The organism is Bernardetia sp. Wsw4-3y2, from assembly GCF_037126295.1.
Lineage (GTDB): Bacteria > Bacteroidota > Bacteroidia > Cytophagales > Bernardetiaceae > Bernardetia.
Map to the genome: position 1 here is coordinate 904,019 of NZ_CP147017.1, position 12,705 is coordinate 916,723.

Below are 12,705 nucleotides of genomic sequence, written 5' to 3' on the forward strand. Positions count from 1 at the left end.
AATCTATTAAACGATAGTAAAGAGAATTAAATCTATAAAAACATTGAAAAAATAGGAGAAAAATTTAAAATTATTTTCTTGAAACTTACTTTATAGTATTTTTCTATTAATAAACTGAATTATTTCTTGGGCAAGTTTTATATAAAATGGTAATTCATTATAATCTACAACAAAAAAAGTCTTTTCTTCACTTCCAAAACTAGCATAAAAACGAGCAACTTCTTTCTCTTGTGCCGATTCAAAATCTAAAATTGTTTCATGAGTTATATATTTACTTTGAATATCAAAATTATTTTCATTTAAAAAACACTCCTCTTGATTACTTTTTTCTTGAATAAATCTATCTAAAAACCATCTTCTACTTTCATCTCTTTTATAAGTTGGTTTGGCTGCATTGAATAAATAAATCCATTTTGTAATAGAATTTTCTTGATACAATGATTTGCTTTTTACCAACAAAACTCCACTTACAATTTCCTTTTCATTATTTTGAATGTAAACTAACTCTGCAAGTTCTTTCTCTTTCAGAATATGGAAAAGTTTTTTTAAAACTGGTTTTGCTTGATTTGAAATTCCATTTTCTAAAAAAACACTTTCTTCAAAAAACTGCCAAACCAAATCTATATCATCAACTTTTGTTTTTTTGATAATTTTAAAATTCTGTTTTTGAGCTTGGTTGATTCTGTATTTTGTATCTCTCTTATAGTTTTGACGAATTTTAAGATAATTCTGCTGCACAGAAAGATGATGATTTTTAAAGTTTTTTAAATTAGAATCTACTTTTTGATGAAATACTTCTTCAAATTCATTTTTAAAATCTTCGTAATTTGAAGTATTAAATGGATAATTTGAAACCAATTTGAATTTCTTTTGAAGTAAAATCAAAAAGGTTTTAAACTCCGAAGTAGATAATTTTTTAGTAGAAAAAACACCTAATTGTTGTACAAAAAGAGGTTGCTGCAAAAATGAAATTCCATATTTTTTTTTGACAGGAAGTGGCATGACAGCCTCATAATTTTGCTCATTATCTTCTAAAACAAATCCTTCCCAAGAAGGAGAAACACAATCCAAATACCAAGAAAAGGCATAAATTATATTTTCTTTTGATGAAGAAATACATTTATCCCATTTTTTCTTATCGATTTGATGATGTTTGAAATGTTGCAAATCGGAATTAGGGATTGGAAATTAGGAAAATACGAATACATTTTTTAAACACAGAGTTACGGAGAACATAGAGAATGAAAATAAGCAATTTCATTAAATCTAAATTCTAACTTCCGACTTCTAACTTTATTCAACTGGTTACTGGTCACTGATAACTGATAACTGATAACTGAATCGCCATTTCTTCTTGAATTTCTTGTGCTTTTTTTCCTGCCCTTTCTGCAAAATCTCGGTCTTTACTGGCATAAATAATCTGACGGGAAGAGTTTATTAAAAGCCCGCAGTCTTTTGTAAGTCCTGCTTTCGAAACTTCTGCTAAATTCCCTCCTTGCGCTCCTACTCCTGGAACTAATAGAAAATGATTTGGAATTATTTTACGAATGTTTTCAATATATTCTGCCTTTGTTGCGCCTACTACATACATTAGATTTTCGTCTGTTCCCCAGTTTTGGCTTTTTTCTAACACTTCTTCATAGACTTTTTTACCATTTTTGAGTTCTAACATTTCAAAATCTTGCGCTCCAGAATTGGAAGTTAGAGCCAACAAAATTGTCCATTTATCTTTTATTTCTAAAAAAGGTTTTACCGAATCTTCACCCATATAAGGCGCAACCGTAACGGCGTCACAGTTTAGATTTTCAAAAAATGCTTTTGCATACTGTGAAGATGTGTTTCCAATATCGCCACGTTTTGCGTCTGCAATAATAAAGACATCATGAGGTAAAAAGTCAATCGTTTTTTGAAGACTTTCCCAGCCTTTTGTTCCTAGAGCTTCATAAAAAGCAGTGTTGATTTTGTAAGAAACGGCATATTTTTCTGTCGCATCAATAATTCTTTTATTAAATTCAAAAATAGGGTCTTTTGCATTTAATAAATGAAATGGAATTTTTTTGATGTCGCTATCCAGACCTACACAGAGATAGGAATTTTTGGCTTTTATTTGGGAAATAAGTTTAGTACGGTTCACTTTTTTTGTATTTTAACCGTCAACGAGACTTCGTCGTCGTTGAGGTATCTAAATTTTGGAATAAATTTTATACAAAAATAGTGTTTTTATCTAACTCTTTCAATGCTTGTTTTTCATTCATTATTTTTATCAGAAAAAGAAAGCCATTTTTCAATTTTATTTGTGATTTCATCATATCGGCTTGCATCAGGAATATGTTTGGCATTTTTCAAAATATGAATTTCTCTCAAGTCTGAAAATACTTTTTTCATTTGTGGAATAGCTTTTTCTTTAGGGAAAAAAATATCATCTTCTGCAATGATAGTAAAAACAGGTGCATCAAAGTTTTGGGTATCTTTTTCAGAAAGTAAAGGAGGACGACGGTAATCCATTTTTACGCCCAATAAAATATTTTTCTGAACTTCTACCCAATGCTTGTCTTTGGTAGTGAAAAATGCGTCCATAAATTTAATTAAATCCTTTTGCTTTTTGGTAAAATGAAACTTAAAAAGTGGAAGAGTCAAACGAGAAAAAGAAGGCAAAAAATCGCCATTTGCAAATCCAGAAGGAACAATATAAATAGCTTTTTTTATTTTTTCAGGACTTACTCTTATGAGTTCGTTCAAAATAAATGCGCCATACGAAATAGCAATTATAGGAACATGTGGAAGTTTGAGTTTTTCCAGTACCTCACTTGCCCACTTTCCATATTCATTACTTTTAAAATCAAGCGTTGTTTCATCGCTTTTTGTGGCTTGTCCGATTGTATCAATAGCATAAATGCAATATTTTTTATACAAATCCTGCATGGCTTCCACAGCGACTGGCGCACCTGCATGAATGCCATGAAAAATGACCACAGGAGGTAAATTCTTTTCTCCTCTTACAATAATATGCGTATTTCCTGCAAAAGTTTCGATATTCAATTCTTCATATTCTTCTTCTGTAGCAAAAGAATGGAGTTTTTCATCGTACAAACTCATCAAATTTTGTTTGTAAATCGGCTTTTTATAGATTGTTCCTGTTTTCATTGTAGTTAGATTGTAATGTATGTATCACAGACATCTCTGTCTGTGTAGAAGTTTTTTATTTAGAGTTTTTTATTCAGATTAGGAAGTCTGAATTACCTAATTAACCTATAATTTGAAACAAAGATAGTCAATAATTTAAAAATTAGTCCATTTGACCTAAAAACATTTTTTACTAAATTTGTGATATGAAAAACAAACCCAACACCAGTCAAGAAATTAAGAAAATTGCAAGAGATTTATTCAACAAAAAAGGAATTCCCTCTGTTACGCTTCGTGAAGTGGCAAAGGCAATGAATAAAAGTTATGGAAATATTACTTATCATTTTTCTACAAAAGAAAAACTGATTGAAGAATTGTATAAAGATTTTAGAACTGAAATGCAGCAAGTTTCACAGGCTTTTTTTGGAGAAGAAAATTTATTTTTGGCAATTTTGAAAGCACCTTTTTATACGTTTGATATTTCACTTTCCTATTTATTTTTCTTCAAAGATTATGTTTTTCTACTTAGAGAATACGAAGAATTAGCTCAAAAAATTAATCAAGAAAATGAGCAGCGAAAAACTGTTTTGAAATCTATCTTTATGCAGCTTATAGAAAATGATATTTTTAGAAATGAGTTTGAAGAAAAAGACATGCTCTATCTGATGGAACTTAGTGGCGCAATGCGAACTTTCTTTTTTATGCAATTACGAAATGAAGAGTTTGAAAAACCGAGTTTGAAAAATGAATATGTCAATTATGTAAATCGTCTTATGTTTCCTTATTTATCTGAAAAAGGAAGGGTTATTTTTGAGGAATTTGAGGGGAATATTGGGTAGGATTGGTAAAGGATTGGTCGGATTTACAGGATTGAGAATACAGATAACTGAAAGTCGAAGAAGTCAAATGCAAATTACTTTTTGTAGAAAACACTAATCTAAACCTCTTAGAAAAACATCAAAATTATCAATAGAATGATACTCTTTTGGAATAGAATTTAGGTTTATTTTTTCTACATTCTCCATATTAAGTGGGTATCTCCATTTTTTAGTTTTGAAAAATGTACTTCTTGTAGTGTCTTCTATATTTGGAATAATATATTCTAATGTATCTATTTTTAGTTCATTCCATTTATACTTGTAGAGCGAAGGATTCCAGCCATAAGTAAGTCCTCTAATTATTTTTTCTTTTGGATAAAATGTAGGATTGAGAAAATGATATTGTGCTGAAAATTTTGTTGCTGTTTGGAATAAATAAACATCTCGTAATTCTGCTAGACAGCAACCACTCATTGGATAACTTTTTATTATAAAATCCTTTTTATTATCTCCATTTACATCTCTTATTGTATCTCCTTGATATGTATTGTGATATTCATCAAAATAAAGTAACGTTTGTAAAGAATCGGAATTAGGATAGTAAACACAAATTACGGTCTGATAAATTGCACCTATGCGAAGTAGAGCATGAATGTCAGTTTCAATAAAAAGATTTCCAAACTCAATTTCTATATGCGATTCTGAATTAGTTATTTTTGATTTTTGTTTATAATTATGTTTAACTATTTTTTCATTTTTGTTATTCTTAATTAAATATTTAATCTTTTCTTTAGCTTCTGCAATTGTGTTTTTCATTTCGTTATCAAACTCATCATAAGCATCTGCATATGATACATTAATTATAGCAGAATCCATTTCTTGTATTTCTTTTTTTTGTGAAATAATAGCTTTATTCTCTTGACAAGAAAAAACACCTATTATAATAATTGCAAAAAGGAATTTGAAGAGTAATTTCATAAAATAGATGTTTTTTTAGCCGAAAGCTAAAGCATTCGGTACAGTTTCACTCACGCTAAAGCATAAGCTACAAAATGAGCTACATCAATACTGCTGCAATGTATTTTCAAGTTCCAGTCGGATTTGTTTTTCAAGAGGAGAAGGACTAATCACACGAACGGACGAGCCATAGCCCAAAATCAACATTTTGAGTTCATAATTGACAATCAGATGCAGACGGATTCTGTATTCATTATCATCTTCTACCAAAACTTCTTGCGTATGATGAATCGGTTGCGATTTGATATATTTGCCTTGAAAAGGGTCAAAACTCAAAATTACATCTTCTGGTTTTTGATTCAGAGCCGAAACACCAATGCAATAATGATAAAATTCTTCTGGATTGAAATGCGCTTGTTCGGGAGTCATAAAAAGAGTTTCATCGGAGGGTTCTATTTCCATTATTCTATCCAAACCAAAGGTTCTGACTTCATTGTATTTTCGTACCCAACCAATCAAATACCACATATTTCGGTATTCTTTGAGCAAATAAGGATGAATGCTGTATGGTTTTGTGTGTGGTTCGTTGTGTTTTTGATAGAATATTTTGATGACATTCTGCTCTGAAATATGATAAATTAAATCTTTGAGTTGGTGCGTTCCTTTTCCTTTATAAATCGATTGTTCGACTTGAATAATTCGCTGTACATTTTTTTGTATTTCAGAGCTTTTGGCAATTTCCATTCCGTCCAAGACTTTATCTACTGCCCCTGAAAACTCATTAAAAATAGGAAGTTCTCTAAACTCTCCCAAAAGAGATTCTACAAAAGCCATAGCCAGTTGTTCATCGTCAGAAAGATTGACAGACAAAAATTTGTACTTTGTATCTGAATACGAATAACCTCTCATTTTTTTGCTGTACTCAATTGGTGCATCAAATTCGTCACGCATAGCAGCCAAATCTTTTTCGATGGTAGAAGCCGATGAAACTCCAAAACGCTCACGACAGGCTTCCAACAATTCATCTTTGGTAGGAAAAGGTTTGAATTTGCTGCGTAACATTTGGTCGATAAGCAAATAGCGAAAAAAAGCGAGTTTGGTAGCTGCCATGGTAACAATTACGAATTAAAAATTACGAATTATGAAATAATCAGTGTATCTAATTACAATTTTAATTTGATGATTCATAAAAACGAAACAACTTTTATATCAAATCATAATTCTAACAAAAAACGCATTTTAAAAGGGCATTGCCAAAAAAAATAACATTTATTTTTGATTATCTAAATAAAACCCACAAATTTATTCGTGGGAAAACTTACTTCTAATTTCAATCAAAGCCTTTTCTAAATTTTCTACATTTGGAAATTCTGGTAAAGTAGAGTTTTGATAGGCTTTTTCTAGGAGTTCAATTTTATGGTCTGCTTTCTCAATCAGTTCTTCATACATAAAAAAACCACTTCGGATTTTTAGTAATTCTTCTCTATTTGGACGTTTTACAATGACTTCTTTTTTCTCTAAAATCTCAATTGCCATATCTAAAAGACGAAAAGTGTGCATCATATTTTTTGCATCATAATTTTTGCCATGTTCAAGTGTGTTTTCATAGCGTGTGTCATTTCGCTTTTCTACCCATTCCCAATATTGTTTGTATTCTTTACAATGTGCTGCATAGCCTTCTTTATTGAAATACAAATGAGCAATCGGATTTTCTCCTTTCGGAATACTACTCAAACTGACTTCATTCGAATCTATATTTTTCAGAATTCCTTTATAATAAAAGTCATTTTGTTCATTTTGATTATGATAAAAAAGCAAATACGTATTTTTGATATGATTTACTGACGAAAGACCACAATTTTCTTGTTTGTAATCGTTTGTTTTGAGCCATTTTTGAAGAGAAATACTTCCGTTATCAGTTAGGATATAACAAAAATCTAATACCTTTTTTCGTTCTTTTGGCATCGGATTAAAAATTTTCTTTTTTAGTCCTTTTGCTTTTTTGATTTGTGTAAGGGCATAACCAGCAAAGGTATCTCTACATAATTTTGATAAAATGTCTTCTGATTTTATAAGGTCAAGAATTGGGTTTTTGTAGATAATATCTTCTTTGGCAGTATGAAAAATTTCAATCGCAGACGGATTATTTTTTGATAAAAGTTCTATAAAACGTTTTATTTCATAAAAAACAACATCATTTTTCTTATCGCTCACTTGTGGAACATACTCCAAACCATAAAATTTTTCTTTTGGTAGAATAAAAATTCCTTTTATATCTGTGTCCGAAGTAGGTAAATCTGTTCCGTAGGCTTTACTTCCTGCAAGTGCTTCTAATAGGATTAGATTTTCTTTTTTTAGTGTTTCTAGGTTTATCATAAGTAGGTAACACTTTTCAAGTGTCGTTTTAAAATTCAAAAAAAGTAGTGATTATAAAATATATCACTTCTGACACTTAGAAAGTATCAGCTATAGCAATACAATGAAGGCATTACTTTTGCGTTTTGGTATAAAATGTATCACAGACTTCCCAGTCTGTGCAAAATATAGTATTCCCAACAGACTAGGAAGTCTGTTTTACTTATAAATTCTATCCAAATGAAAGTTTTATTTTATAAATATAGTTCAAAATACACTTTTGTGTGTGTGTTTTTGATTGCTCTTTTTATTTCTTTTTCTCTTTTTGCTCAACAAAAGCCAAATGCTGATAATCATGGAAGAGGTTTGTTATTAGAAGAAGAAGTAAAGGAAAGTCAAAAAATTCAATTAAAATCTCAGCAAACAGAAGAAAGTTATCGTGGTCTGCCTTCTGCTGTTTCACTCAAACAATACTGCCCAACCCCTGGAGACCAAGGAAGTTATGGAACGTGTGTAGGTTGGACAACAGCTTATGCTGCAAGAACAATTTTAGAAGCTCGTCAATTAGATTTGCGTTCACAAGCCGAAATTGACAAACTCATTTTTTCCCCTGGATTTATTTACAAATTAGTAAAAGAAGAAGAAGACCAAGATTGTACCTATGGCGCAATTATGACCGATGCACTCAAAAAAATGCAGGTTCATGGCGTAGCAAAACGAAGTAGTTTTCCTGAGCAATGTGTCGATTATGTCCCTGAGAGAACCTATAAAGAAGCCGAAGAGTATAAACTAAAAGATTATGTACGTTTGTGGAATATTGGTTTTACACAAGAAGAACGAATTTTGGCACTCAAAAAAAGTTTGACAGAAGGAAATCCTGTTGTAGTAGGAATGGAAGCACCTCCTTCAATTTATCAAGCACAAGAATTTTGGCGACCTACTGAAATAGCTGGTCAAGGATGGGGAGGACACGCTCTTTGTGTCGTTGGCTTTGATGATAAAAAAGGAGAAAGAGGTTCTTTTGAGATAATGAACAGTTGGGGAACAGGCTGGGCAAATGGTGGTTTTACGTGGATAGAATATGATACGTTTACTGATTTTGTGCGTTTTGCTTACGAACTTGTGCCTTATTATAAACCTAAAAAAGAACGTCCTTTACTAGCTGGGAGTCTGCGTTTTGAACTTGCCAATGGAAACAAAATTGAGTTAAAAAAGAACGGAGTTGCTACTTACAAAACACCTCAACCTTTTAGTGGAGGAACTAATTTCCGTCTTTATCTTTCTAATTTCGAACCTGCTTATGTATATGCTTTTGCAACTGATAAAACCAAAAATGTACAAGTTGTTTTTCCTCATAAAGCTTATATAAGTCCATTTTTGCCTTATCATAATGGTGAAATTGCTTTTCCAGATGAAAAACATTATCTAACGATGGACAATGTAGCTGGAACAGATTACTTTTGTGTTATTTATTCTCGTTATCCTTTAGATATAAATGATATTTATCAGAAGTTAGGACAGCGAAAAGGCACACTTAAAGAAGGTTTAGAGCAAGTTTTAGGAAATAAATTAGTCAGTACAAATGAAGTTAATTATTCTACTAATGAAGTCAAATTTTCTACCAGTTCGCTAAAAGGAACAGCTGCTTTTTTTGTGGTAGAATTGGAACATAAATAAATATTTTTTTTGTATTATAAAAATACTACACAAACTCTTTTAAAAATTGTATTTATTTTACCTATTTATCTGAATCCAAATAAGTTCAAGTTAAATTTTTGGCTCTTTTTTCGTTGGCTATACATCACAAATTTATATAGAATTTTTTTGTAACAAATTAGTCTTTTCACAAAAAGATTATTTTAGATTGCTATAGATTTATGCATTCTAGTTATGGTATTATTTTATGTTATGATTTTAGCAAACTGTTTTGCTTATTTAGTAAAACGTTTCAATTAGGTCTATACAAATATGATTTATTTGAACACTTTTTTCCCCTCTTTCACAAGTTAAAACATCTTCTCAGAACCCACAAAAACCTGTAAATCAATAAATTAAATTACATTTATTGATTATAAAACTTCAAAAATCACCAAAACTATCTTCTTTAGATTGCGACTTGCAGCAAAATTATAAACATACTAAGATTACAAACAGTCGAAAAACAAGCATTTTTTAAAATTTATAACCTTTTCAATAAAATATTGTATTTTTAATTTGTTAGAGAAGTCATTTTTTATTACTTTTGAGAACTATCAATAAGGTCAAAGGTATGGCTTTTTAGTTATTTTACAAAACACAAACCTTATTGTACTTTTCAAACCACATCAAAAACAATTTTACTACACAAACAACAATTACTTACAAAAAAACAATAAGCTCAAATTGCCTTATGTACAATGATATACCAAAAGAATTAGATGTAGTTCTTCTTACTCATCCTAGAGATGAAGAAGATGTAGTTCGTTTATTGCCTTGGGCAAACAAAATTTCTCTTGAAGAAAAAGCTGAATTATTAGGATGTATGAGACCTGTTTTTGGAGAGGTAATCAGAACTAATAATTTGAATGTAGGAATTTTATTTATACCTAGTTTAGCTGAGAAAATAATCAACCCTGTTACAAGAAGCAAGGTAAGATTATTAATAGAGAGTGAAGTAGTAAGAATGTTAATTGTGTCACAAACAAAAATAGTTTGTTTAGGAGGCTTAACAGCATCTCTATTAGGGTATGGAAGACATCTCAAAAAAGCTCTTAAGGATTACCCAATCCAGATTACTACTGGGCATGCTCTTACATCAATTTCTATCTACAAGACATATAAAAAAGTGATAGATGAATTAGGTGTAGATATGCAAAATGAAGGTATATCTCTACTTGGAGTAGGAAGTGTAGGAACTGCTTTTGCAAGACTTTTAATAAATAAAGAAAAGAAACTCAACTATTTGCTGCTCATAGATAAGCCTAGTAAAGAAACAGAATTAATTAATCTGAAAAAGGAATTAGAATTAATAACTAATATTCCTGTTCTTTTAGAGACAACAAATAACGATGGGACTATTAAAGAGGACAGTATTATTTATGAGAGTAAGGTATTAATCAGTGCTGTAAGCAGTAAAGATGTAATACAAATTGCTGATATTCCTGCCAATAGAATATTGATAGATGATAGTCAGCCTTACTGTTGGAACAGAGAAGAAGCGTGGGGGAGAGTAATTGAAAAAAATGATATAGTTCCTTGTGAAGCAGGTCTAATAGATTGCTCTACTATAGGTTATTTGTCAGATTTTCCTTTTGATTTTGCTAATCATGATGAAAATGGAACAACTACTTCGTGGTGTTGTATGGCAGAAGGACTCTTGAAACATTTGGATAATAGTCTGCCTTCAATTTTGGGAATACCATCATCAGAGCAGATAAATGTTTATTATAATGCCTTTGAAAGGTTTAATTTAAGTGCTGCAACCCTTCAATGTAAAGGTAATATTTTACCAATCGGAAAACTAAAAGAAAATTTTACTGAGGAAAAGAAAGAAATTCATTTTACAAATTTAGGACTTTCAAAAAATATTTGTTAGACCAAAGAGTATTTTATTTTGCTTAGAGTTTATAAACCCTAAACTAGAAAAAAACGAGTTCACACAGTGAAAACTTGGTGCTGTTATTAATTTGCTAAAACACTAAAATTAAGATAACAAAAAAGGTAAACTTCCTTTTTAAAAAAATTCTCTTTTTATTTTAACTCTAATTTTATTTTTAACTTTTATGAAACTGATTTACCAAAACAAAGACGAAAAGCAAAATGCTTTTTACAGAATTTATATTGATGAACAAAAGAAATATCTTCTTATCAGTACAGGAGGTGATATTACTCAAGAGTTTCATACTACTACAAATCTTAAGTTTTTAGAAGTAGTCGAAGAATACAAATATAATAGCATCATTTTCGATTTGAGTAAGCAAAAATCTACTCAAGTAAAAAGCAGAATTTGGTTTGTTTCTTATGTGACTAAAAAAGCTCATTCTATTTTAAGCCAAAATAATATCTATTGTGCTGTTATAAGTTCATCTAATGCACTAGAAAAAGCTGTTACAAGTATTATTAAAAATTCAATAACAAGTTTTAAACCTAATATTCATATCGACTTTTTTAATCCTGACCAATTGCAAGAAGCTAAAGATTGGGTAACACATAAAAACAATGTAGTTTCAATTGCCGAATAAATAAGTAATAAATATTTATTGAAGTTGTTTAAGAAACAAAAAAACCTTTTTTAATTTTAAACAACTTCATTTATTGCAGTCCTTTCCACCAATTTTCAAAAGGTTGATTGCTATTTTGAATTTCTACTTTCTCTCCAATAATTGGAGTTACTAAAGAAAATGGTTTTTCTAAACTTTGATTCAGTGTGGAAACTTTTGTTAGAGGTTCGTCCCAAGCATGATTAGCAAGAGCAAATTTGGAAGAGTGAACAGGAAATAAACGTTTTGCATTCAAATCTTTAGCAGCTTTTAAGACCTCCTCAGGCATCATATGAATGTATTTCCAACTTTTATCATATTGTCCATTTTCTAAGATTACCAAATCAAAAACTCCGAATTTATCGCCCGTTTCTTTGAAATGTGTATCATAACCACTATCTCCACCAATATAAATTTGCATGGTAGGCGTTTTCAAAACATACGAAGCCCAAAGAGCTTGATTACGCTTAAAACCACGACCAGAAAAATGACGAGTTGGAATAACATGAACTTCAAAATTGTCATCTAACTTGATTTCTGTATTCCAATCTTCTTCATGAATTTTATTCAAATCAAATCCCCAATGCTCAAAATGTGCTCCCACACCTAAACCACAAAATACATTCTTGATTTTTGGTTTTAATTTTAAAAGCGTTTCATAATCTACATGATCCCAATGGTCATGCGAAATAAAGAGATAATCTATTTCTGGAATATCATCAGTTGTGTAAGCATCTGTTCCATTAAAAGCCTTTACTGTAAATGAAAAAGGAGAAGCCGAACCACTAAAAACAGGATCAACTAAAATCGTTTTTCCGTCAAGCTGCATAAAATAAGACGAATGCCCAAACCAAATTAAAACATTTTCAGTTGCATCTAAAGCAAATAAATCAATTTTGGTAGAAGGAATTTTATCGACAGGTGAAACACGGCTTTTATCTCCAAAAGCAAATTCTTTCAAAACTGTATAATAATTGGCATCTTCACTAAGGTCTGGGGTATGATGAATATTTTGAAAAGCTCCATCCTTGTAATTAGGCGATTTTTTGATGCGTTCCAAACGCTCTCCATCAGGAAGTTTTCCAAATTTGTCTTGTCGTAAAATAAGATTTGTAGCAATTGTAAGCATAATAGTTAAAACTAAAAGAGTATAGAAAGTTCGTTTGAAAAACGTTTTCAATTTTTGTTTAAAGGTTTTTTCAGACCTTTTAAGT

The 12,705-nt window shown here is 30.4% G+C and carries 11 protein-coding genes; 4 read left to right on the forward strand and 7 right to left on the reverse strand.

The genetic code is table 11. The features are described from left to right. Positions 1 to 90: 90 nt before the first annotated feature. From V9L05_RS03580 to V9L05_RS03590, 3 genes are all read right to left on the reverse strand, one after another. Complete coding sequence (locus tag V9L05_RS03580) at positions 91 to 1,167, reverse strand: hypothetical protein (RefSeq protein WP_338814406.1); 1,077 nt, start codon at positions 1,165 to 1,167, stop codon at positions 91 to 93. Positions 1,168 to 1,312: 145 nt separating this feature from the next. Further along, complete coding sequence (gene pyrF, locus V9L05_RS03585) at positions 1,313 to 2,134, reverse strand: orotidine-5'-phosphate decarboxylase (protein WP_338814407.1); 822 nt, start codon at positions 2,132 to 2,134, stop codon at positions 1,313 to 1,315. 113 nt (positions 2,135 to 2,247) lie between these two features. Further along, a complete protein-coding gene (locus tag V9L05_RS03590) occupies positions 2,248 to 3,144 on the reverse strand; it encodes an alpha/beta hydrolase (RefSeq protein WP_338814408.1) in 897 nt (298 codons plus the stop codon). Between the two features lie 185 nt (positions 3,145 to 3,329). Here V9L05_RS03590 and V9L05_RS03595 point away from each other — a divergent pair, with 185 nt between their 5' ends. Next, complete coding sequence (locus V9L05_RS03595) at positions 3,330 to 3,962, forward strand: TetR/AcrR family transcriptional regulator (RefSeq protein ID WP_338814409.1); 633 nt, start codon at positions 3,330 to 3,332, stop codon at positions 3,960 to 3,962. A 93-nt stretch (positions 3,963 to 4,055) separates the two neighbouring features. Here V9L05_RS03595 and V9L05_RS03600 read toward each other — a convergent pair whose 3' ends face one another. The 3 genes from V9L05_RS03600 to V9L05_RS03610 all read right to left on the reverse strand — a co-directional run bounded on the left by V9L05_RS03600 (position 4,056) and on the right by V9L05_RS03610 (position 7,274). Then, positions 4,056 to 4,919, reverse strand: a complete 864-nt coding sequence (locus tag V9L05_RS03600) for a hypothetical protein (protein ID WP_338814410.1) — start codon at positions 4,917 to 4,919, stop codon at positions 4,056 to 4,058. 84 nt (positions 4,920 to 5,003) lie between these two features. Beyond that, the gene (locus V9L05_RS03605; RefSeq protein WP_338814411.1) at positions 5,004 to 6,008 is read right to left on the reverse strand and encodes a WYL domain-containing protein; all 1,005 of its coding nucleotides are present in this window, start codon (positions 6,006 to 6,008) and stop codon (positions 5,004 to 5,006) included. A 192-nt stretch (positions 6,009 to 6,200) separates the two neighbouring features. Further along, entirely contained in the window at positions 6,201 to 7,274 is a 1,074-nt protein-coding gene (locus V9L05_RS03610; RefSeq protein WP_338814412.1) for a nucleotidyltransferase domain-containing protein, read from the reverse strand. A 219-nt stretch (positions 7,275 to 7,493) separates the two neighbouring features. Here V9L05_RS03610 and V9L05_RS03615 point away from each other — a divergent pair, with 219 nt between their 5' ends. The 3 genes from V9L05_RS03615 to V9L05_RS03625 all read left to right on the forward strand — a co-directional run bounded on the left by V9L05_RS03615 (position 7,494) and on the right by V9L05_RS03625 (position 11,473). After that, positions 7,494 to 8,930 (forward strand): C1 family peptidase, encoded by a 1,437-nt coding sequence (locus V9L05_RS03615; protein WP_338814413.1) that lies wholly within the window; start codon positions 7,494 to 7,496, stop codon positions 8,928 to 8,930. Positions 8,931 to 9,642: 712 nt separating this feature from the next. Further along, positions 9,643 to 10,827, forward strand: a complete 1,185-nt coding sequence (locus V9L05_RS03620) for a hypothetical protein (RefSeq protein ID WP_338790280.1) — start codon at positions 9,643 to 9,645, stop codon at positions 10,825 to 10,827. 187 nt (positions 10,828 to 11,014) lie between these two features. Beyond that, positions 11,015 to 11,473, forward strand: coding sequence for a hypothetical protein (locus V9L05_RS03625; protein ID WP_338790279.1), 459 nt, complete (start codon positions 11,015 to 11,017; stop codon positions 11,471 to 11,473). 70 nt (positions 11,474 to 11,543) lie between these two features. Here V9L05_RS03625 and V9L05_RS03630 read toward each other — a convergent pair whose 3' ends face one another. Beyond that, positions 11,544 to 12,620: an MBL fold metallo-hydrolase gene (locus V9L05_RS03630; RefSeq protein WP_338814414.1), complete on the reverse strand. Its 1,077-nt coding sequence runs from the start codon at positions 12,618 to 12,620 to the stop codon at positions 11,544 to 11,546. Positions 12,621 to 12,705: the final 85 nt, after the last annotated feature.

What these genes read in the sequence shown, in the direction of transcription:
- V9L05_RS03590 (WP_338814408.1), bottom strand. Translation starts at nt 3,144, where the DNA reads ATGAAAACAGGAACAATCTATAAAAAGCCGATTTACAAACAAAATTTG.
- V9L05_RS03595 (WP_338814409.1), top strand. Translation starts at nt 3,330, where the DNA reads ATGAAAAACAAACCCAACACCAGTCAAGAAATTAAGAAAATTGCAAGA.
- V9L05_RS03600 (WP_338814410.1), bottom strand. Translation starts at nt 4,919, where the DNA reads ATGAAATTACTCTTCAAATTCCTTTTTGCAATTATTATAATAGGTGTT.
- V9L05_RS03605 (WP_338814411.1), bottom strand. Translation starts at nt 6,008, where the DNA reads ATGGCAGCTACCAAACTCGCTTTTTTTCGCTATTTGCTTATCGACCAA.
- V9L05_RS03610 (WP_338814412.1), bottom strand. Translation starts at nt 7,274, where the DNA reads ATGATAAACCTAGAAACACTAAAAAAAGAAAATCTAATCCTATTAGAA.
- V9L05_RS03615 (WP_338814413.1), top strand. Translation starts at nt 7,494, where the DNA reads ATGAAAGTTTTATTTTATAAATATAGTTCAAAATACACTTTTGTGTGT.
- V9L05_RS03620 (WP_338790280.1), top strand. Translation starts at nt 9,643, where the DNA reads ATGTACAATGATATACCAAAAGAATTAGATGTAGTTCTTCTTACTCAT.
- V9L05_RS03625 (WP_338790279.1), top strand. Translation starts at nt 11,015, where the DNA reads ATGAAACTGATTTACCAAAACAAAGACGAAAAGCAAAATGCTTTTTAC.
- V9L05_RS03630 (WP_338814414.1), bottom strand. Translation starts at nt 12,620, where the DNA reads ATGCTTACAATTGCTACAAATCTTATTTTACGACAAGACAAATTTGGA.